Annotated in this window: 20 protein-coding genes, 2 tRNA genes and 1 pseudogene; 9 read left to right on the forward strand and 14 right to left on the reverse strand. The window is 53.2% G+C overall.

The window, feature by feature from the left end; translation table 11 throughout:
- Positions 1–80: 80 nt before the first annotated feature.
- The 6 genes from ABNT42_RS18925 to ABNT42_RS18950 form a co-directional block, all read right to left on the reverse strand.
- Positions 81–542 carry a hypothetical protein gene (locus tag ABNT42_RS18925; RefSeq protein ID WP_348699579.1) on the reverse strand — a complete coding sequence of 154 codons (462 nt, stop codon included), beginning with the start codon at positions 540–542 and terminating at the stop codon, positions 81–83.
- A gap of 147 nt (positions 543–689) precedes the next feature.
- Positions 690–1,001, reverse strand: coding sequence for a type II toxin-antitoxin system HicB family antitoxin (locus tag ABNT42_RS18930; RefSeq protein ID WP_348699581.1), 312 nt, complete (start codon positions 999–1,001; stop codon positions 690–692).
- A gap of 10 nt (positions 1,002–1,011) precedes the next feature.
- The gene (locus tag ABNT42_RS18935; protein ID WP_348699583.1) at positions 1,012–1,194 is read right to left on the reverse strand and encodes a type II toxin-antitoxin system HicA family toxin; all 183 of its coding nucleotides are present in this window, start codon (positions 1,192–1,194) and stop codon (positions 1,012–1,014) included.
- A gap of 345 nt (positions 1,195–1,539) precedes the next feature.
- Positions 1,540–2,076, reverse strand: a complete 537-nt coding sequence (locus tag ABNT42_RS18940; protein ID WP_348699585.1) for a DUF4145 domain-containing protein — start codon at positions 2,074–2,076, stop codon at positions 1,540–1,542.
- A 227-nt stretch (positions 2,077–2,303) separates the two neighbouring features.
- The gene (locus ABNT42_RS18945) at positions 2,304–3,155 is read right to left on the reverse strand and encodes a tyrosine-type recombinase/integrase (RefSeq protein WP_348699587.1); all 852 of its coding nucleotides are present in this window, start codon (positions 3,153–3,155) and stop codon (positions 2,304–2,306) included.
- A complete protein-coding gene (locus tag ABNT42_RS18950) occupies positions 3,101–3,400 on the reverse strand; it encodes a hypothetical protein (RefSeq protein ID WP_348699589.1) in 300 nt (99 codons plus the stop codon). The genes ABNT42_RS18945 and ABNT42_RS18950 overlap by 55 nt, the downstream gene beginning before the upstream one ends.
- A 27-nt stretch (positions 3,401–3,427) precedes the next feature.
- Here ABNT42_RS18950 and ABNT42_RS18955 point away from each other — a divergent pair, with 27 nt between their 5' ends.
- Together ABNT42_RS18955 and ABNT42_RS18960 are read left to right on the forward strand one after the other, a co-directional pair.
- The gene (locus ABNT42_RS18955) at positions 3,428–3,610 is read left to right on the forward strand and encodes a hypothetical protein (protein WP_348699590.1); all 183 of its coding nucleotides are present in this window, start codon (positions 3,428–3,430) and stop codon (positions 3,608–3,610) included.
- A gap of 93 nt (positions 3,611–3,703) precedes the next feature.
- Positions 3,704–4,153 carry a hypothetical protein gene (locus ABNT42_RS18960; protein WP_348699592.1) on the forward strand — a complete coding sequence of 150 codons (450 nt, stop codon included), beginning with the start codon at positions 3,704–3,706 and terminating at the stop codon, positions 4,151–4,153.
- A gap of 101 nt (positions 4,154–4,254) precedes the next feature.
- Here the strand turns inward: ABNT42_RS18960 and ABNT42_RS18965 are convergent.
- From ABNT42_RS18965 to ABNT42_RS18980, 4 genes are all read right to left on the reverse strand, one after another.
- Positions 4,255–4,330, reverse strand: a tRNA-His gene (locus tag ABNT42_RS18965).
- A 126-nt stretch (positions 4,331–4,456) separates the two neighbouring features.
- On the reverse strand, positions 4,457–5,317 hold the full coding sequence (gene murI, locus ABNT42_RS18970) for a glutamate racemase (protein ID WP_348699594.1): 861 nt from the start codon (positions 5,315–5,317) through the stop codon (positions 4,457–4,459).
- Positions 5,317–6,846 (reverse strand): fumarate hydratase, encoded by a 1,530-nt coding sequence (locus ABNT42_RS18975; protein WP_348699596.1) that lies wholly within the window; start codon positions 6,844–6,846, stop codon positions 5,317–5,319. The genes murI and ABNT42_RS18975 overlap by 1 nt, the downstream gene beginning before the upstream one ends.
- A gap of 15 nt (positions 6,847–6,861) precedes the next feature.
- On the reverse strand, positions 6,862–7,467 hold the full coding sequence (locus ABNT42_RS18980; RefSeq protein WP_348699598.1) for a TIGR00645 family protein: 606 nt from the start codon (positions 7,465–7,467) through the stop codon (positions 6,862–6,864).
- Between the two features lie 230 nt (positions 7,468–7,697).
- On the opposite strand from ABNT42_RS18980, the gene acs reads away from it, so the two are divergent.
- Together acs and ABNT42_RS18990 are read left to right on the forward strand one after the other, a co-directional pair.
- A complete protein-coding gene (acs, locus tag ABNT42_RS18985) occupies positions 7,698–9,686 on the forward strand; it encodes an acetate--CoA ligase (RefSeq protein WP_348699600.1) in 1,989 nt (662 codons plus the stop codon).
- An 86-nt stretch (positions 9,687–9,772) separates the two neighbouring features.
- Positions 9,773–9,863: transfer RNA gene (locus tag ABNT42_RS18990), tRNA-Ser, on the forward strand.
- 337 nt (positions 9,864–10,200) lie between these two features.
- On the opposite strand, the gene ABNT42_RS18995 is transcribed toward ABNT42_RS18990, so the two are convergent.
- Together ABNT42_RS18995 and ABNT42_RS19000 are read right to left on the reverse strand one after the other, a co-directional pair.
- Positions 10,201–10,800, reverse strand: coding sequence for a hypothetical protein (locus tag ABNT42_RS18995; RefSeq protein ID WP_348699602.1), 600 nt, complete (start codon positions 10,798–10,800; stop codon positions 10,201–10,203).
- A 238-nt stretch (positions 10,801–11,038) separates the two neighbouring features.
- Positions 11,039–11,914, reverse strand: a pseudogene (locus ABNT42_RS19000) (transposase).
- A gap of 676 nt (positions 11,915–12,590) precedes the next feature.
- On the opposite strand from ABNT42_RS19000, the gene ABNT42_RS19005 reads away from it, so the two are divergent.
- Both ABNT42_RS19005 and ABNT42_RS19010 read left to right on the forward strand, forming a co-directional pair.
- Positions 12,591–13,910 carry a YaaC family protein gene (locus ABNT42_RS19005; protein ID WP_348699604.1) on the forward strand — a complete coding sequence of 440 codons (1,320 nt, stop codon included), beginning with the start codon at positions 12,591–12,593 and terminating at the stop codon, positions 13,908–13,910.
- Positions 13,911–14,571: 661 nt separating this feature from the next.
- Entirely contained in the window at positions 14,572–15,561 is a 990-nt protein-coding gene (locus ABNT42_RS19010; RefSeq protein ID WP_348699606.1) for an HNH endonuclease signature motif containing protein, read from the forward strand.
- A 104-nt stretch (positions 15,562–15,665) separates the two neighbouring features.
- Here the strand turns inward: ABNT42_RS19010 and ABNT42_RS19015 are convergent, their stop codons facing one another.
- Together ABNT42_RS19015 and ABNT42_RS19020 are read right to left on the reverse strand one after the other, a co-directional pair.
- Positions 15,666–16,847, reverse strand: a complete 1,182-nt coding sequence (locus ABNT42_RS19015; RefSeq protein ID WP_348699608.1) for an acyl-CoA desaturase — start codon at positions 16,845–16,847, stop codon at positions 15,666–15,668.
- Between the two features lie 18 nt (positions 16,848–16,865).
- Complete coding sequence (locus tag ABNT42_RS19020) at positions 16,866–17,939, reverse strand: ferredoxin reductase (protein ID WP_348699610.1); 1,074 nt, start codon at positions 17,937–17,939, stop codon at positions 16,866–16,868.
- A 156-nt stretch (positions 17,940–18,095) separates the two neighbouring features.
- Here ABNT42_RS19020 and fabR point away from each other — a divergent pair, with 156 nt between their 5' ends.
- From fabR to ABNT42_RS19035, 3 genes are all read left to right on the forward strand, one after another.
- Positions 18,096–18,767, forward strand: a complete 672-nt coding sequence (fabR, locus tag ABNT42_RS19025; protein ID WP_348699611.1) for an HTH-type transcriptional repressor FabR — start codon at positions 18,096–18,098, stop codon at positions 18,765–18,767.
- Positions 18,768–18,896: 129 nt separating this feature from the next.
- Positions 18,897–19,100, forward strand: coding sequence for a type II toxin-antitoxin system VapB family antitoxin (locus tag ABNT42_RS19030; RefSeq protein WP_348699612.1), 204 nt, complete (start codon positions 18,897–18,899; stop codon positions 19,098–19,100).
- Positions 19,097–19,462, forward strand: coding sequence for a VapC toxin family PIN domain ribonuclease (locus ABNT42_RS19035; protein ID WP_348699614.1), 366 nt, complete (start codon positions 19,097–19,099; stop codon positions 19,460–19,462). Before ABNT42_RS19030 ends, ABNT42_RS19035 begins: the two co-directional genes overlap by 4 nt.
- Positions 19,463–19,562 lie beyond the last annotated feature (100 nt).

Here is a 19,562-nt window from a genome sequence, read left to right on the forward strand (position 1 = left end):
TATAAGTTCAGCATAACGCGGGAGTTGTCATTTGGGTGTCGGACAATGGCCCGACAAAATGTAGGACTATGCCTCGTGGCCTAGAAGCGACTCTTCGATTTAGGCCAGACCACGATAGGGCCGGCTGGGGCCGTATCGAGCGCGCCCGACAGTTCCAGCCACTGCTGCAACAGTTCCGGATGTTTGAGCTGTATGCCCTGACCGTCGATGAAGCCGACGTATTCGAGCATTTTCGGATCGAGCTTGGCTTTGTTGACGGTCGGTGCATTGGCCACCATCCGGTCGTAGGCTTTGCGCACCTTGTTTTCCCATTTATGCAGGCTGCTGTCATCGAAGCGGTTGTTTTCAAAATACACCGTCAGCGAGCCGTCGGGATTGCCGAAGCCGGCAATGCCCGAACCTTTGCGGATAGTCATCGAGCCAGCTACATCGAACAGTTCGGTTGGAACAAACACACCGGCGCGGCCGTCCAGATCGGGGCGGCTGGTAGGGGTGTCCTTGCTGTAGGTGGCGACTTCGTGCAGAGTTTTTTCTTCAGACATGGCGGAGCTGTAATTCAGAAAGTGACATACGCTGCGCGAACGCGCAGCAGATCTTATTGTAGCTTGATCTAGTGCTTTTCGGAAACAGGCGAGAAGAAATTTTTGTGACGGGAAGTCGTGTTCCGTGCCCGCTGCCGTATTGCGCGGCTAGACGGGCTTGCTGCTGAGTGAGGAGGCCGCCGCAGGTTGAGGGAGCAATAGCGCGGGTTCGATGTGGAGGAAATGCCATGTTCCGCCTGCGTAGTCGGACCGGGACTGCAAATCGCGCAGTGGACTGGGGTGTACCTCTACTTCTTCGCCCATCTCAAGCAACAGTTCAATATGGTTGCGCAGCGCCTCGCAGGTATTTTGTAGTGCTTCGTCGAGTGTTCTGCCGCACGAATGCAGGCCACGGATGTCCGGAACACAGGTACCGAATACGCTGCCTTCGTCTTTGAATACCACGACCGGAATTTTCATTTCTAATTCCTTACCTTAGACCAGCACTCTTCAAAATGCTGTGCCATGTGCCCCTTGGCAGTGTGCATTTGGGATGAGGTACTGTAATCAATCCAGCTTTGCTCGGGTGTCTGAAATGGTGGTGGCTGCCTTTGATTCTTACGAGTTGCCAGCCATCATGCTTGAGCATACGGATGAGCAGCGTGGAGTCCATAACGTTCACCCATTCATTGCATTCTACTCGGATAGTGAATGGAATGAAGTGTGCGCGGCTAATGCGTGCGCTGTTTGAGCACGCGCATCCTGAAGATAGGGAGGGGGGCTGAAAAGCAAAAAGGCCACAAGTCAGAAACTTGTAGCCTAATCATTTTGCTGCGAATTCGGTGGGGTTGCTGATGGGGCTCGAACCCACGACAACAGGAATCACAATCCACCACCAATATTTATAAAAATCAATGCCTTGCGTGTTCTTTTTGGAATTTGTGCTCCGCTGAAAGCAGCATGTTTTGGTGCCAGTTTACGCTATCTTCCAAAGAAATTTGCATGATTTCCGCCCTAGTTATTTAATCAGGGGCTTGTTCGCAGCTGCGAGTTTTTGATTCAGTGCGGCCTTTTTAGCAGCTAGCAGTGCAGGCGCAACATAGTAGAAGTCAAAGAGGGACTCCAGCACTTCCAGATTCCACTCGGCCTCGTGCAGCTCGACAGGAAGAACAGCGCCTGAGGATGTGTCTTTCATTGGATGTGCTGCAAAGTTTCCGATATTGCGAACAGCATCTAGACTTTCAGCTAGTTCTGATGGCAAAGTATTAGACGCGATAGCTGCCGCTATGGCTGGAGCTAGATCCTTCTGCGTATAGCCCTTATCCCGAAGAATCGCCTGCAAACAGCGCCGACTTAATGCAGCCGATGCTTTTGGACTATCGTCAAGCACTAGGCATGCTTCGTTAAAGTCTTCCGCGATACTTGATGGGACTTCAACGGGCGCTAGTGGTCTAGATGAAGTTCTAGGGTAAATCATTCTCTTCTCACGCAGATCCCAATTTTCAGAGCGTTCAGAAAGGATCAGAATTCCCTTGTTACAAGCAGGGCATACCATGGCCTCAATCTCCCACCGAGAATCCGCGCCTTGATGATTTAGAGCCTCAAATGGATGCGACCCGTAATCATAAATCGTTTGCTTTGAAAATGACGTGTGAATCTCAAGAGTGCAGTGGGGGCATTTCATTTTATGGTAGGCCTTAAAATAGTTTCAAAAATGCTATTCTAAGCATGATATTTGTATTCTTGCAAAATATAGCAAAATTATTCGCAATTTCAGTATGATTATTTTGTTGCCTTAGCGACCTTTGTCTTCCTTCGGTCATAGACCTTTTTCACCATGCGATCATCAGCGTGGCCAGTAGCATCGGTCACGCGCTGATCGCCATCCTCCAGTCGATCCATGACCGCGCTCGGACGCATGTCTTTCAGCGTGAAGCGGTTAAACGTTGCCCCGGACTCGGCCGCCTTGGTCGCGCTGTACTTCATCAGGCGACGAAGGATCGTGTTGAACCCACTGGTGGTATACACCTGTCCTGTGGTGTTGCCGAACACGTACATGCTCGGCGTGCGCTGGAGCGCTAGCGCCTCGTCCATCACAGACTTGAGCGCAGGTGACCACTCGATGAGTTTCATGCGCTGCATCTGGCCAGCACGCCGTTTGCCGATCGGCATCTGCACGCCGCTGGCCGAGATGTTCTGGCGCGCGACGGCGCGCATCTCGTCCGGGCGGCTGACGGTGAGATAGGCTGCACGTAGGCAAAGGGCGACGACCAAATAGCTGTCGCCGCGCTCCCTAGCGGTTTTCATGATCAGATTGAGCTCCGCCTCTTCCACATACTTCTGGTTCGGCTTGCTCTTGTTGTACTTGATGCCCCCGCACGGGTTTGTCTCCAGCCAGCCGAGTCGCCGCCCGTACTCCAGCACCGCAGAGAGAAGCGCCACCTCTTTATTTGCCTTGATGGGCGCACCGGCCAGCTCACGCTCGCTGAGATATCCATAGATGTCCACCGGATGGATATCGGACGGCTGCATTTCTCCGAACACGCCGATGACGTTCTTGGATTCGCGCTTGTTCTCCTTCAGTGTCCCATCTGTCTTCCGGCTTTCGCTGCTGCGGGGCAGCTTTCCTGCCACTCAAAATATTTTTTGAAGAGCGCGGCGACGGTGCCGGGGCCGACTACTTTTCCATTCAGCACCTCGGCACGTTCGATGGCATCTTTGCGGATCTTGGCCACGGCCTCCGGATTGTTTGTCGGAGCACTGAGCCGGAACTCCCACTTTCCGTCCGGCTGCTTATAGCCAGTACTGGTCTTAAATTTGCCCTTGCGAATGTAGAGACGGAAGGGGAGGCCGTCCGGAGAATTGCGACGGCCGATCATGCTGCACGCAACGCGCTAAAGTTTGGCTTGACGCGCTTCTTCGCCGCAGCTGCGGCAGGCGCTGCACCAGCCATCACCACCCACGATCTGCGTGCCTACTACGTAACGGAGAAAGGGGAGAAGGGCGAGAACCCGGAAACCCACAAGAATCCGGCCACCACCAAGCGGGTGTACGACCGGACGCGGGTGGTGAAAGTTAAACCTTTGTAGCGCAAAAAATCCGCTCTTTGGTATTTCTCGTGGTAACTTACAGGTATTGTTTTATTTAAAACAATGCAATCTATCACTATAAAGGCCACATCGATGAAAGTTCATTCGCCGTATCAACTAACACCAAGTAAAGACCTTAGCCCAGGGAATTTGATCCTAAATCCGGAAGGCGGCGAGTTGTCGCCGGCTCTGGTTTTTGGGCAGGATAACGGAGACTTGGGCGTACTAAATCTAGCTGGGGTACATCGTGGAAAGTGTGGCGCTGTCGGCTTTTCCCGTTGCTTAGTTTTGTCCGCTCATGCCGAACTTGTGCTGCCGGTTCAAAGCGCAGGTTATTCGCCCGGTTCAGGCCACGGACAAGACCTCCAGCTCGTTATTGTCAACGGGCAGTATTTCTTTACATCGCCAAACGTGCACAAGAGCCTTTTGTTCGATGTCAACGACGGGGGCCTCAAGAACATTCCGTCATATACTAGCGTGATAGCAGTGAGCGGCTGGAAAATAATAGCGGAAGGGCACGACGGAGTGTTTGCCCAAGGGTGAAACCGCTAGGATAGTTTTACACAATTTCCTAGAGTTTTACACAAACCCAAAACAAAAAGGCCACATAAGCGGCCTAAGTGTTTGATTCCAAAGTAATCTAGTGGGGTGGCTGATGGGGCTCGAACCCACGACAACAGGAATCACAATCCTGGACTCTACCAACTGAGCTACAGCCACCACTGATTTACTTCTAACTACACACTGTTTCGTGTGCAGGTGCCGCATTATACAGGCCGATTCCCAAACGTGCAAATGTAAATGCAAGTTTTCCGGAAAGAAGCTCCGGATGCCTGTCAGAACCGCCTAAACGGTTACTTGCTCTACCTGCGGATGCAGTCCCAGCAGGTGTTCGAAGGCGGCTGCCAGCGCTGCTACAGGGGCGGTGGTGTAGGCGCGCAGGCTAGCAGGCGCTGCTGCCGCTCCGGCATCGGCACCATCGGCCACTTGGGCGGGGCGCAGCAGACTGGCCGCCGTCAGCAACCGCACTAGCTGGCGTGCTACGGCATCACCCGTATCGACCAGCTGCACGTCACTGCGGCCATGCCCGTCCAGCACGCGTTGTATGCCATCGCGCACGAAAGGGTAGTGGGTACAGCCTAGCACCAGCGTATCGGCGCCCTGATCCAGCAGAGGGCTGATGTAGCGCTCCAGCATGGCGGCGATGGGCGCACTGTGCAGATCGCCGAGTTCGATCTGATCCACCAGCCCCACGGCTGGCTGTAACAGGAACTCGGCACCGGTAGCGCTGCTGATCTGCTCGCGCAATTGCAGGAATTTCTCGCCTTGCAGCGTGCGCGCCGTGGCCAGTACGCCTACCTTGCCGCTACGGCTGGTTGCCGCGGCCGGTTTCAGCCCCGGTTCCACGCCCACCACCGGCAGTTCCGGATAGCGCGCCCGCACCGCCTTGATGGCAGCCACCGTGGCCGTATTGCAGGCCACCACCAGCGCCTTGGCACCCAGCGACAGCAGAAATTCTGCGATCGCCAGCGAGCGCCCCACCACATAGGCTTCGCTCTTTTCGCCGTATGGCGCATGGGCGGAATCGGCAAAGTACAGCAGATCTTCCTGCGGGCACTGGGCACGGATGTGCCGCAGTACCGACAGGCCGCCCACACCGGAATCAAACACGCCGATGGGAGCGTGCGCGCTACGGCTTAAGGACATTAGGCTTTGACGATAGGTACGTTGAGCTGTTCGATCTTGGCGGCCCATTCTTTCGGGCCGGTGTTGTGCACCGACGTACCAGCGGCATCCACCGCTACCGTGACTGGCATATCGACCACGTCGAACTCGTAGATAGCTTCCATGCCCATGTCTTCGAAGCCCAGCACCTTGGCGCTCTTGATGGCTTTCGACACCAGATACGCAGCGCCGCCAACGGCCATCAGATAAGCCGATTTGTGCTTCTGGATCGACTCGATGGCAGCAGGGCCGCGCTCGGCTTTACCGATCATGGCGATCAGGCCGGTTTTCTCCAGCATCATGTCGGTGAACTTGTCCATGCGGGTAGCGGTCGTCGGGCCGGCTGGGCCTACGGCTTCGTCGCGTACTGGATCGACTGGACCGACGTAGTAGATCACGCGGTTCTTGAAGTCCACTGGCAGCGGTTCGCCTTTGGCCAGCATGTCCTGAATACGCTTGTGCGCAGCATCGCGGCCCGTCAGCATTTTGCCGTTCAGCAGCAGGGTCTGGCCCGGTTTCCACGAAGCGACTTCTTCTTTGGTCAGGGTATTCAGATCGACGCGCTTGGACAGTTCCGTGTCCGGTGCCCAGCTTACGTTAGGCCAGGTCGACAGCGGTGGCGGCGTCATGTACGACGGGCCGGAACCATCGAGCACAAAGTGGCCGTGACGGGTCGCTGCACAGTTAGGAATCATCGCCACTGGTTTCGACGCAGCGTGGGTCGGGTGCATCATGATCTTCACGTCCAGCACAGTGGTCAGGCCGCCCAGACCTTGTGCACCGATGCCCAGCGCATTGATCTTGTCGCACAGTTCTATACGCAGTTCTTCCAGCTTGTTCTGCGGGCCGCGCTGTTTGAGTTCGTACATATCGATGTCTTCCATCAGCACTTCCTTCGCCATCAGCATGGCTTTCTCGGCAGTGCCGCCGATACCGATACCCAGCATGCCCGGTGGGCACCAGCCAGCGCCCATGGTCGGCACGGTTTTCAGTACCCAGTCGATCAGCGAATCGGATGGATTCATCATGATCATCTTCGATTTGTTTTCCGAGCCGCCACCTTTGGCTGCCAGTTTCACGTCGACCGTGTTGCCTTCGACCAGTTCCATGTGCACCACGGCTGGCGTGTTGTCCTTGGTGTTCTTGCGCTCGAACTGCGGGTCGGCCACGATGGAAGCGCGCAGCTTGTTGTCATCGTAGTTGTAAGCGCGGCGTACACCTTCGTTCACTGCATCGGTGACGGTGCCGGTGAAGCCTTCGAAGCGCACGCCCATACCGATTTTCAGGAACACGTTGACGATGCCGGTGTCCTGGCAGATCGGGCGCTTGCCTTCCGCGCACATGCGCGAGTTGGTCAGAATCTGGGCAATCGCGTCTTTGGCAGCAGGGCTTTGCTCGGATTCGTAAGCGCGCGCCAGATGCTCGATGTAGTCAGCCGGATGGTAGTAGCTGATGTACTGCAGGGCAGCGGCAACGGATTCGATCAGGTCTTCTTGCTTTATGATGGTCATGATGTTCTCGCGAAGTTAATGTGATTTGGATTCTTGATGCGTGATGCTGGTAATGCGGTCGGTGTAGGCGATCGCCATGGCCGAGAGCAGGAACGCAATGTGAATAACGGTTTGCGCAATCAGCACCTTGTCCTCGTAGGCATTGGCGTTAATGAAGGTTTTGAGCAGGTGGATCGACGAAATGCCGATGATGGCCATGGCCAGCTTGGTCTTGAGCACGGAAGCATTCACGTGCGACAGCCACTCGGGCTGGTCCGGATGGCCGTCCAGATCAAGTCGCGACACAAAGGTTTCGTAGCCGCCGATGATGACCATGATCAGCAGATTCGAAATCATCACTACATCGATCAGGCCCAGCACCACCAGCATGATGGTGGTCTCGTTGAGTTTGTTGGGTACGGGTGCACCGGGCACCGCCACAGCGGCAAAGATGTGCTGCAGCGCCGCTTCATTGCCCAGTGCGGCGCCGATCAGGTCTTTCAGTTCGATCCAGAAATGGAACACATAGACGCACTGTGCCAGTATCAGGCCCAGATACAGCGGCAGTTGCAGCCAGCGTGACATGAAAATAAAAGCGGGCAGGGGACGCAGCGGGCGCGGATTCGGGCTGGGTTGGGTCATGCAGGGGAACTCCGGAAATAGCGCCGTAGCGCGGGTTGGCGGTATTTTACACGCGCAAACGCTGAATCGCAGTGCAATGTAGTGTCTGCTGTGGCGTGTGCTACAGCGCGTGGAAATCTTGATAAAATAGCATAATGCTAATATAGTCTGTTCGCCACCACAGCCTGTAAGGGCTCAGTAAGCGACGACGATTATGGTTATCTCAAAGATTACAAACTCAGGAGACGAGCATGACCAGCACTACGACTCAACAAGGTCCACAAGAATCCCGCATCTTCCCATCGCCAGCAGCGTTCGCCGCGCAGGCCACCGTGTCGGGCATGGATGCTTACAACGCCCTGTGCGCTGAAGCAGCTGCTGACTACGAAGGCTTCTGGGGCCGTCTGGCCAAGGAAAATCTGGTGTGGCAGAAACCGTTCAGCAAAGTGCTGAACGAAGACAATGCCCCGTTCTACAAATGGTTCGAAGACGGCCACCTGAACGTATCCTACAACTGCCTCGACCGCAATCTGCAGAACGGCAATGCCGACAAGACTGCCATCATCTTCGAAGCGGACGACGGCAAATCGGTGCACGTGAGCTACAAGGAACTGCACGAAAAAGTCTGCAAATTCGCCAACGGTCTGAAATCGCGCGGCATCAAAAAAGGTGATCGCGTCATCATCTACATGTCGATGTCGGTAGAAGGCGTGGCCGCCATGCAGGCTTGTGCCCGTATCGGCGCGACCCACTCGGTCGTATTCGGCGGCTTCTCCGCCAAATCGCTGCAAGAACGTATCATCGACGCGGGCGCCGTGGCTGTGATCACCGCCGACGAACAGATGCGCGGCGGCAAACAACTGCCACTCAAAGCCATCGTCGACGAAGCGCTGGCACTGGGCGGCTGCGAATGTGTCAAAGACGTGATCGTCTACAAACGCACGGGTGGCAACATCAACTTCGTGGCAGGCCGCGACCTGTGGCTGCACGATCTGGTGGATCACCAGTCGGCCGAATGCGAGCCAGAATGGGTGGATGCCGAGCACCCGCTGTTCATTCTCTACACCTCCGGTTCGACCGGCACTCCGAAAGGCGTGCAGCACTCGAGCGGCGGTTATCTGCTGTGGGCCGCGCTGACGATGAAATGGTCGTTCGACATCAAGCCGACCGACGTGTACTGGTGTACCGCCGACATCGGCTGGGTAACTGGTCACAGCTACATCGCCTACGGCCCGACCGCAGTGGGCGCCACGCAGGTGGTGTTTGAAGGTATTCCGACCTTCCCGAATGCCGGCCGCTTCTGGGACACCATCGCCAAGCACAAAGTCAGCATCTTCTACACGGCGCCGACCGCGATCCGTTCGCTGATCAAAGCTTCCGATCTGGACGCCAGCGTGCATCCGAAAAACTACGACCTGTCCAGCGTACGTCTGCTGGGCACCGTGGGTGAGCCGATCAATCCGGAAGCCTGGATGTGGTACTACACCCAGGTTGGCCGCGAAGTGTGCCCGATTGTAGACACCTTCTGGCAGACTGAAACGGGCGGTCACATGATCACCCCGCTGCCGGGCGCCACCCCGATGGTACCGGGTTCGTGCACGCTGCCACTGCCGGGCATCATGGCCGCCATCGTGGACGAATCGGGCGCCGATGTGCCGAATGGTCAGGGCGGTATTCTGGTCGTCAAACGTCCATGGCCATCGATGATCCGCACCATCTGGAACAACCCGGACCGCTTCAAATCGAGCTACTTCCCGGAAGAACTGGGCGGCAAGATGTATCTGGCAGGTGACGGCGCGATCCGTAACAAGGACACCGGCTACTTCACCATCACCGGTCGTATCGACGATGTGCTGAACGTTTCCGGTCACCGTATGGGCACGATGGAAATCGAGTCGGCGCTGGTGGCTAATCCGCTGGTAGCAGAAGCTGCGGTGGTAGGCAAGCCGGACGAGACCACGGGCGAATCGATCTGTGCCTTCGTCGTGCTGAAGCAGGCACGTCCGACTGGCGAAGATGCTAAGAAACTGGCACTGGAACTGCGCAACTGGGTGGCGAAAGAGATTGGTCCGATTGCCAAGCCAAAAGAAATCCGCTTTGGTGACAATCTGCCGAAGACTCGTTCGGGCAAGATCATGCGTCGTTTGCTGCGCGTGCTGGCCAAGGGCGAGACGATTACGCAGGACGTCTCCACGCTGGAAAATCCAGCGATTCTGGAGCAGCTGAAAGAAGCGTCCTAAGGGCGAAGTTAGGCGCGGCAAATAAACTTTGTAGTCTTGGGAATATTTGCTATAATTTGCGGCTTCTCCGGAAGGGGAAGCAAGCAGGAGAGGTGGATGAGTGGTTGAAGTCGCACGCCTGGAAAGCGTGTATAGGTTTATAGCCTATCGGGGGTTCGAATCCCCCTCTCTCCGCCAGGAATACAAATGTTAAAAAGGCCACCCTCGGGTGGCCTTTTTGCATTTGTTTCATGGCGGAGAGAAGCAGAGCGCCTTCGCGCTCTGCGAGGGGGATTCGAAGGTCTCGCCCCTGCAGGGGCGAACCGCTCCGAATCGCCCAACTGCTGCCCGCTCTGCGGGCAGCCTCGCGCGCCGAGGGCGCGCGGTATGCATTAAGTCGTGCCTTTCTTTTTGGTCAGTTTGCTCAGAAATATTTCGTACCAATAACTGTAACCATGTCCAATTTTTTGAAGAGAACGGAAATTTTCGGCTTTAGCATTTGAACAGCAGGCCTTACCGTAAATTGAATGAGTGTTCATAAATAAGCGTTATTGAGTACCCAAGTACCATCATCAAGTATTTTGAAAAGATAGTTGATATTCACCGTTTCATCGCTTCCAGTTGAAACGAACTGTGCTCGAAATGAAAGTGTGTTCTTAGACGGTTTGGTCCATCGGTCTGTGCGAAGGATACTCATGCATGAAGATTTCGAGTGATATTGTGTATGCCAAACTGCTAATGGAAAAGTGCCATAGTACATAGGGTTTTTAACATCGGGATCTATCCATCTACCAAGTGATTTCCAAGCCTCAATTTCATTTTGCGAGCCATTTTGGGGGTATGGTCCAACGCCGCATGCGGAAAGCCCCACTATTCGTGCCGCGAGTGGAATAATTGCTTCCCATTCGGTATAGATACGTTGATCATCCGTTGTTGGTTGCAACTTTGTAGAAAAAGATACTCGTACCTCGTTCGACATCACATTTTGTGAGAATGCAGGCCCCGCTTGAGGTTTGCCTAAATTAGCTATCGTATTTAGCGTTTTGCTCAAGTCGTCAAGAATTTTTGAGTCTGCAGCGGTCGCAGTTGCTTGGATCGCGATGTTTAGTGCCAAAAGAAGTGCTAACTTTTTCATTGCGCTTAGTCCTGAAAAATGTATCTCGATCTCTGTAAGTTGCCTGTGAATGTGGCAATAAATACAAAAAGTTCCCGGTGGAATTATTTATACTAACACATTCACATATGAAATTTTTGATTCCTTGTGGAATTTAAATTCTTGTCGCGATGTATAATTTTCTGTAATGACACTGCAAAATCTGTTCATCCTACGTTGCGACTGCAGACGTTGCCGTTGGGGGAGGCTATGCCCATCGTCAAGCAGCTTTGATCGGTGCGGGGTAATAAGATGTCCCATCTCGCATCATGGCGTAATGCAAGTTGAAGGGGGGGGGCTAGCGAGAGCGATCAATGCTTGGTTGTGTCGCTCACCTTGGATAATCGTTCGCGCATAGTAAGCCCGCGAAATTGGGTTCCGTAGTGCCGGAAAGGCCGCACGAGCAAGGATTCGTTTCCCCGTTGTGATGGATGCTTACCTCGAATCGAGGAGCATGATCGACAGGTAACGCGTGTCAGCCATGCATAGGCTGCGAGATGAGCAGCCGAGGCGAATACTTTCGCTGCGATTATGTAATGAGTCGGGCAGTAGTCCTTATGCCGATGCCTGGCTTGCTGGTCAGGATTGAATAAAGAAGGTGCGCTTGCACCAGTTGTTCAACCTCATGGGCGACCTCAACGCGTTGCTTGCGTAGTGCAGAGTGTCGATGTGTTACGCGTGGTAGCACAATCGTGGCGGCGTTCATTCCCGAAACCGATCACCGTCTTTTCGGAAAGCGCCTGCCAAGCTTCATGTGCCAAGCCTTTCTCCATTCTAGGCGCTAGCCTGCAAAGTCTGTTCGCCACGCTTTTTTTCTGCCGGCAAGATCGGGAAGATACGCCACCAGAATGCTTTCCGCTCTGTCTACGATCATTGGCAATGTGTCGATGGTTGTGGGCTGATCAACGATCAACAACAGCTGACCGTGTTGCTTGAGACTGGAAATCAAAGCTCTCAGTCTAGTTTTATCATTTCGCAAAGCTTTATCGAACAAGCGTTTAACAGCCCTGCTAAGTGTAAGGGCGTGGTGTTCGCCCTTACCAATTTCAATCTTAATTCGGATGTCGAAAGCAGTGTAATGTTCAATCGCGTCGATACGACCTCCCGATACAAGAAGTTCCAATGGCCAAAGAGTTACCGCAGCGGGTCTCGGCATCCAAGTTACGGATGGCCTCAGAATTTTTACCTGAGCAAAGTCTTTATCATCGACCATCCGCCACCCACCAAGTTCGGTGCCCCCCGGCTCATGGTCGACTGTAGACAACAATCATGCCGAACTTGGCTGACCCAAAACCTTGAAGATCAAGGTCTGAATATAGTAACGGGGCGATGGACAACTGTCGCCTGACAGCTGCATAAAATTGCCAAATTGCTGGAAGAGCGTAAGGCATTACAGGCCGAAGTAGTCGAGCTGCGTAAAGGCGCAGAGGTATGGGAAAAAGGCTGGCAGTGCGAAGATAGCTAATTGTGGAGAATACCTCCGACCATGCACTCAAGTGAACACCAGTGTAGCTTTTGGCGAGGGCCGGGAATATTTTGTTTTGCGAGGATATCAAAAGTTATTGTTGGAATTGATTAGCTACTAATGACTTTTGGGACGGCCGGCGGCAAGAGCCCTGAAGTGTACGTGTAGCAACATCGGGCAACGATGCTAATATGCAATAGTTTAATTCCCATAGCGATAATTTATCAAATTGATAGAATTTGAGAGTTTCTCTTATTGTCTGGCGTGCTAATCTTGAAACATTTTCATAAAAAAATGCGAGAGCGAGATGAAGAGTACAGATTTCGATCAAAAGAACTTCTTCCGAAGTGAGGTTCAAGAATCAAGGAATGAGAAACTGAATCGAATGCCTTTCGAAGAGTGCGATTATGCAGCGAATATGAAACGGCGAGAAGAATTGAAGGAGCAATGGAAAAATTTGTCGTCGGAAGAACGAAGAATTTTTAAGGACTTAAGGAATTTTTACACTGAGCATGAATACAGTGACTTGCCTCCGCCGCAAAGAAATTTCCAAATGTTTTCAGAGGAAATATTAAAGAGAATAAATTTTGATCGAGATAAAAAAGTACTGTCACTGGAGTCTTTGACAAATGAAACCGATATCTTTGAATTGCTTCATTCTCTAGAAGATGTCGACAAAATAAAAAGAATATATCGATATCAAAAGAAAACAAGTACTGACGGAATAAATAATGATGTTGCGGAGCAGGTTAGAAATTGTTTCACGCAAGGAAGAGAGCTTTTTGAGTCTGGGAAAAAGAGCTCTACCAGTGTCAAGCCACTTCTCTATTTTTACTCCCTTACAGCTTACGCTTATGGCTTGATCGTGCTCTCTAACCCCATAAGGTACAGTCTTGATACGTTAACGGGACACCATGGATTGGATTATGTTCATGACGAATATTCAATTAAGCTTGGGGGGGACGTTCCTTTTGGAACATTTACAGATTTACTTTTGTCTTTTCCTACCGGGTATTTTTTAGATTCAAATAATACGCATATCATAAAAAACAATTTTGAATCAATAAAGAAATTTTTTGAGGTTGGTCAAAAGATAACTCTTGGCTCATTATTTGGATACATGCCTGAGCTTTCCAGTTACTTAAATGATTTTTTGGGAATGGAGAAAATGATATTCCCTGTAAAAATCAAGAATGTCTCTCTCGGAACATCCGTTGGGTATGAAATGGTGATCGGTGATGGGAAAATATACTTAGATGAAGAGAAATTTGACAGGTTGTTGCACGGAAAGAATGAAAAAATAGATGGGCGTCTTCGGTATCTCATTCCTCAAGAGGTGTTTTTGAGTTTGAATTTAAGTATTATGCAAGATTTATACGGGGAGTTTTATCTTCTCGATAGCCCACTTCAATTCAGTTTGCCAGAGATAGCGATTCACTTTTTGACGATGTTTGCTTTTTCCAACATTCAAAGGTATGACCCTCCATTTTGGAATAAGGTGCTGAGCAATAAAATTAATTCTGATGTTTCTTATCTTATATACAAGTACATTGCGGTTTATGAGAAGAAGCTTCCTTATCTGATTCTACGATTGGTAAATAATGTCTATCCAATATTGAAACGGTAGTGCTTACATACTTCAAGGATGCAAAAGCTAGAAAGTGGACGGTTTGTTGTCAATTTGTCTATGCTGCTAAGTTCAGAGTTTTATGATGTATTTAACAATTATTCTTGGTGGATTGTCCCGAACTCGGACCTGTTAACATTATCGGCTGCTCTCCTTGCTAGCGGTTCGGGGGATGTTTTGGGGGAGAGGGCGCTAACCAGTTAAGGATATCGTCCAAGTGAAATAAGGTTTCCTTTCAATTAGAGCAATTTCCCACCTGCTGCTCTTAGTGGGGGTAGTTTCGCGCGCCGAGGGCGCGCGTACGGCCTCATATCACTCGCCATATGGCAGTTTGCGACGGCATGCCGTATTCGATACTGAGAATACCTAGGCAAAGTTTAGTATTGCCCGCAGCATAAATCCCAACTATGTGCGCTCAGATGAGCGCACATGCATGGTTGTCCTAGCTGCCTATCTATGTTGTGCGGAAGGAGCCTAAAAGCATCAACGCTATTCATGAAAGTGAGTAGTCAAGGGATTTTTTGGGATTTTGGTTGGGAAGCGAAAGTCCTTCGTACGACATTGCTGCCTAACCTCTCTGCTTTGTTTGCCCTAGACAACGACAATATTTGAAAAATATTGCGCAACAATCGGTAAACGTGCATTCTTGATAAATGTCTAAATGAAAAATTTATCAATAATGCCATTATTCTCGACGAAAAAAATACGTGACCTTCCCACTGCTCATCGGGAGGCTCTTCAATGGTTCCATGAAAAGCAAGGGCAAGAAGTGCCTTGGCCTGCACCGATGGCGAGCGGAATGTTTCTAGTCAATAAGGCTAAAGGAATTCACAAACCTGCTGGTTCTGCTTATGCACTTAGTATCCGTGAATCATTGGGCGGTCCGTATCCAGATCGTGAGCCCCAATTTATGTCTGACGGGTCCTGGACATACGACTATTTTCAAGAGCGACTCGATACATCAGAGGGGCGCAGCGAGTACACAAACGTAGCGCTAGAAGCTTGTCAACTTGACGAGATTCCTGTTGGGGTAATCCGGCAGGTCAAAGCTAAACCAAATCCTCGATACAAGGTATTAGGCCTGGCATTTGTACGTAGGTGGGAAAATGGCTTTTTCAAACTTGAAGGCATCGGTAATGCTAGGCCGAGTTCGTTCCTGGGGAACGGCGCTACAAACCATAACAGCGATACCTTTGATCCTAAGAATATCGAGGATGCGCGTAAAAAGGTACTAGCGGAAATCGTTTGTCGCCAGGGGCAGGGAAAGTTTCGAAGCTCAGTGTTAGAAGCATACGGCGGGCGTTGTGCGATATCTAATTGCGACGTTCATGCTGCTCTTGAAGCTGCGCACATTTTTGGCTATATGGGAAAAGAAACTAATGTGGTGAATAATGGACTTCTTCTGCGAGCCGATCTCCATATACTCTTTGATTTGGGTAAGATCACGATTAATCCAGCCTTGATGTCAGTGAGCATATCACCGACCTTGTATGGTACGGCTTATGAGTATCTTGCTGGCTTGAATGTTCGTATGCCTGTGGGCCTGCAAGATCGCCCGAGCCATGTCGCATTGGAAAAGCATTGGACTTGGGCCAAGGCTCGGTGGGTGGAAGATGATGAGTGTTCAACCAGTTTGCTATCGAGTGTCTAGAAAATTCGTGGTGATTCAGCTAGCGCTCAAGGAAATATCATTGGGCATTGGACGCCGCGAGCCTGCGAAATTCCGGAACGAATTCGCAGGCTTAATTCAGTGGATCAGGCAGGAGTAGTCGATTCAGTGGTGGCACGTGTACGCGGCGAGCGTGGCGGCGGTGCGTTATCCAGATACGGGCTGTAACCGGGGAAGCTCATACGCAAGATGCGCAGTACCGTGGTGCCGAACTGGCGCGTCAGCGAACCCGTATGGTACGGCAGACGATACTGCTCGCACAGTGCGCGCACCCGCGGCGCTACTTCGCCATAGCGATTGCTCGGCATATCAGGGAACAGATGATGCTCGATCTGGTGGCTCAGATTGCCGCTCATGATGTGGAACAGTTTGCCGCCGCTGATATTGCAGGAGCCTAGCAACTGCCGCACATACCAGTGCGCCCGCGTTTCATTCTCCACCTCGGCCTTGGTGAACACATGCACGTCCATCGGGAAGTGGCCGCAGAAGATAATCAGATAGGTCCACAGATTGCGCACGATGTTGGCCATCGCATTCGCACCCGCCACATAAAAGAAGAACGGGCCAGCCAGCAGCGGGAACAGCAGATAATCCTTACGCATCTGACGCCAGATCTTGGCACGTGTACGCAGCACCATCGGGCGCAGCACCGACCACTTCATGCGGCCCTTGATGACGCGGCCTAGCTCCAGTTCCTGAATTGCGATGCCCCACTCGAAGAAGATCGCCAGCAGCAGTGCCCACAGTGGGTTACCCAGATTGAACGGCTTCCAGCGCTGACCGGAGAACATGCGCAGCAGACCGTAGCCTGCCACATCGGCATCCTTGCCCAGCACATTGGTCCACGTATGGTGCTTGACGTTGTGCGCGTGCTTCCACTGGTCGGACGGGCAGACGTGATCCCATTCCCAGCGGCCCGACTGGATTTCCGGATCGCGCAGCCAGTCCCATTGTGCGTGCAGCACGTTGTGGCCGATCTCCATATTTTCCAGAATCTTGGCAGCGCCCAGCGTCAGCACGCCCAGCACCATCACGGGCCAGAACAGCGCCCAGCTAGCCAGCGCGTGGCCCCATTGCGGCAGCAGTGCCAGACTGGCGTAGATGCCGAGGCGGCCGCCGATTTCGAGGCAGCGGTGGATGGTCAGCAGGCGACGGATATAGCGCGCATCGCGTTCGCCGCGGTCGGCCATGACTTCATTGCGGATCGCTTCGATCTGCGCCCCAAAGGCGTCGATGTCGGCGGGAGTAAGGTGAGATGGAATAGGCATGAAATTCTCGATGATTAGTTACAGCGCCAGTTCGACGTCGCCCACGGCGGCGCAGACGCACACTTGCACGGTGTCGCCCGGTTCGGCGATGACGGTGCCGTTGCGCAGGTCGCGCACGGAGCCGCTCACTAGTTTGGTGTCGCAGCCGTGGCAGATGCCCATGCGGCAGCCGTGCTTGGGATTGAGGCCGGCATCTTCGGCGATGCGCAGCAGATTGCTGATGCCATCCGACGCCGCTTCAGTCGCGCTGGCGGCAAAACGCACGCGGCCCGCCGTAGCAGTCTCCGTGCTGATGGCGATGGGCGCATGGAAGCGCTCCACATGCAGCAGATGTTCGAGCCCTGCAGCGCGCCAGTGCGCTTCAACGGCTTCCAGCAAGCTGGCCGGACCGCAGGCCCAGACTTCGCGCTCGCGCCAGTCGGGGCAGACGGCTTCCAGTTGCGCCGCATTGAAGTGAGCGCCACCTTCGCGCGTGTAGAAGTGCTGCAGCTTGTAGTGCGGCTGGCTGCCGGTCAGTGCGGCCAGTTCGCTGCCGAAGATCACTTCGTTCTGGCGCGGTGCGTAGTGCAGGTGCACGCTGTCCGGAATGACTTCAAATTCCTGCACGTAGTTGCGCAGCATGCTCATGATGGGTGTGATGCCGCTACCGCCCGTGATGAACAGGGGGCGCACCGGCATGGATTCCGGCAGCACGAATTCGCCTTGCGGTTCGCCCAGCGGCAGGTATTCGCCCACTTGCACTTGATGTACCAGATGCTGCGACACGCGGCCGCCGGCGATAGCTTTGATGGTGACGGTGATACAGCCATCGTCGCGGTTAGGCGCGGACGAGATCGAGTAGGTACGGGTATGGCGCTGGCCGTCGATCGGTACGCCGAGGCGCACGAACTGGCCCGGACGGTGGCTGCGCCAGCCAGTGCCCGGACGCAGGGTCAGGGTGCGGCTATCGCTGGTTTCCTGCTGCACGGCGATAACCCGTGCCATCAGTTTGTGGGTGGTCCAGAGCGGGTTGACCAGCTCTACGTAGTGGGAATGGCGCAGCGGGTAGGCAAACATGTCCGCCAGACGCGCCATTGATGCTTGGATCGTCATGATGTGGCAAATAAATAGAATCAGCGTAATTGTGGACACTTGTACACATCAAGTCAAGCGCAATGTGCTTATTAATTAGGCAATTGTGCCGTTCGGCTCTCGCATCTCCCCGCATTGAGCAGGTAAAATAGTGGTACATCTGTACACACGACGACCATGAGCGAACACGATACTGAGGAAAGTACGGCACGCCCCGAGCGCAAGACGGGCACCCGCAGAGCCTTGCTGCAGGCGGCGCTGACGCTGGTAGGGGAGGGGCGCAGCTTTACCAGTCTGGGGCTGCGCGAGATTGCGCGGCAGGCCGGCGTGGTGCCGAATGCGTTCTACCGCCACTTCCGCAATACCGACGAACTGGGGCTGGAACTGGTGGACGAGATGGGCATTACGCTGCGCCGTCTGCTGCGCGAGGCGCGCCAGATTGATGTATCGCGCGGTTCCATCCTGCGCCGCTCGGTGCGGGTGTACCTCGACTATGTCAAGGCCAACCGGCTGCAGTTCCAGTTTATTGCCACCGAGCGTTCCGGTGGTAGCCGCATTTTGCGGCTGGCGATCCGTACCGATGTGACCCACTTCACCAACGAAATGGCGCAGGACTTGCGGGCGCTGGGCCGCTATCGTGAATTATCCACGCCGCGTTTGCAGATGGTCTGCGGGCTAGTGGTGATGACGATGCTGGCGGCAGCGACCGATATTCTGGATCTGCCGCCCGGTCAGCCATTGCTGGAAGGCGAAATGGAAGAGAACTTCGTGCAGCAACTGCACGTGATCCTGCTAGGGGCTTCCAAGTGGCAGGAAAAAGATCCCCATCAGGGCGCGACGCCAACGTAAGGACTTATTGTTCTAGTCAAGATTTCTAGCAGCACCGCGGAACTCAAGGCAAATATGTCGGTCAGAACCGTTAGCAGCCATTCGAGAGAGTGGCCCATTGCTCGCTAACACCTAACCGCCGGAGATGTCATGAAGCTTTCCGTAATCGTTGATGATCAGTTGTGGAATACGGCGTTGTCTCTGGTCGATGCTGCGACGGATGCCGATGAACTGGTAGTTCAGGCTCTCAGGATGCTGGTACGCATACGTGCTGGCATGGAATTGGCCAAGCTTGGGGGCACCATGCCTGACATGGTTGAGATTCCCCGCTTTCGAGATTCGATAGCACAATGAACGTTCTCGTCGATACCTCTGTCTGGATCGATCACTTTCGGCATAAGAATACTGCGCTCATAGATTTGCTGACGCGGGGCCTTGTGTTGATACATCCTTTTATTATTGGAGAGATTGCTTCGGGAACGCCGCCATCACCGCGTGCGCAGACGATGCGGGCACTCGATCTGTTGCCTTTGAGTCGATGGATAGAAGTGAGAGCAAGTATCGCCTTTATCGAAAGGGAAGCGCTGTTTGGCTTGGGGTGTGGTCTGATTGATTTGATGCTCTTGCTATCGACACTGACGACGCCTACGGCGCAATTATGGACACTGGACAGGAATCTGGCCTTACTTGCCAGCCGTTATATGGTCGCTTACTAAAGCGTTCGGATCGGCGTTTCATGCTAAGGTAAAACCGTACTTTGCAACAAGATGGCAGGTGCGCCGCAGTTTTTAATAGCACTGCAGCGCACCGGTCTAA

Origin of the sequence: Duganella fentianensis (genome assembly GCF_964031615.1) — a bacterium.
Taxonomy (GTDB): Bacteria; Pseudomonadota; Gammaproteobacteria; order Burkholderiales; family Burkholderiaceae_D; genus Rugamonas; species Rugamonas fentianensis_A.

Coding starts and splice junctions, on each gene's coding strand:
- ABNT42_RS18935 (WP_348699583.1), bottom strand. CDS start 1,194: ATGGACTCCACGCTGCTCATCCGTATGCTCAAGCATGATGGCTGGCAA.
- acs (WP_348699600.1), top strand. CDS start 7,698: ATGACCAGCACTACGACTCAACAAGGTCCACAAGAATCCCGCATCTTC.
- ABNT42_RS19015 (WP_348699608.1), bottom strand. CDS start 16,847: ATGCCTATTCCATCTCACCTTACTCCCGCCGACATCGACGCCTTTGGG.
- ABNT42_RS18925 (WP_348699579.1), bottom strand. CDS start 542: ATGTCTGAAGAAAAAACTCTGCACGAAGTCGCCACCTACAGCAAGGAC.
- ABNT42_RS18950 (WP_348699589.1), bottom strand. CDS start 3,400: ATGATCGGCCGTCGCAATTCTCCGGACGGCCTCCCCTTCCGTCTCTAC.
- ABNT42_RS18975 (WP_348699596.1), bottom strand. CDS start 6,846: ATGACCATCATAAAGCAAGAAGACCTGATCGAATCCGTTGCCGCTGCC.
- ABNT42_RS19020 (WP_348699610.1), bottom strand. CDS start 17,939: ATGACGATCCAAGCATCAATGGCGCGTCTGGCGGACATGTTTGCCTAC.
- ABNT42_RS19030 (WP_348699612.1), top strand. CDS start 18,897: ATGAAGCTTTCCGTAATCGTTGATGATCAGTTGTGGAATACGGCGTTG.
- ABNT42_RS19035 (WP_348699614.1), top strand. CDS start 19,097: ATGAACGTTCTCGTCGATACCTCTGTCTGGATCGATCACTTTCGGCAT.
- ABNT42_RS18930 (WP_348699581.1), bottom strand. CDS start 1,001: ATGAAAATTCCGGTCGTGGTATTCAAAGACGAAGGCAGCGTATTCGGT.
- ABNT42_RS18960 (WP_348699592.1), top strand. CDS start 3,704: ATGAAAGTTCATTCGCCGTATCAACTAACACCAAGTAAAGACCTTAGC.
- ABNT42_RS18995 (WP_348699602.1), bottom strand. CDS start 10,800: ATGAAAAAGTTAGCACTTCTTTTGGCACTAAACATCGCGATCCAAGCA.
- ABNT42_RS18980 (WP_348699598.1), bottom strand. CDS start 7,467: ATGACCCAACCCAGCCCGAATCCGCGCCCGCTGCGTCCCCTGCCCGCT.
- murI (WP_348699594.1), bottom strand. CDS start 5,317: ATGTCCTTAAGCCGTAGCGCGCACGCTCCCATCGGCGTGTTTGATTCC.
- fabR (WP_348699611.1), top strand. CDS start 18,096: ATGAGCGAACACGATACTGAGGAAAGTACGGCACGCCCCGAGCGCAAG.
- ABNT42_RS19010 (WP_348699606.1), top strand. CDS start 14,572: ATGAAAAATTTATCAATAATGCCATTATTCTCGACGAAAAAAATACGT.
- ABNT42_RS18940 (WP_348699585.1), bottom strand. CDS start 2,076: ATGGTATGCCCTGCTTGTAACAAGGGAATTCTGATCCTTTCTGAACGC.
- ABNT42_RS19005 (WP_348699604.1), top strand. CDS start 12,591: ATGAAGAGTACAGATTTCGATCAAAAGAACTTCTTCCGAAGTGAGGTT.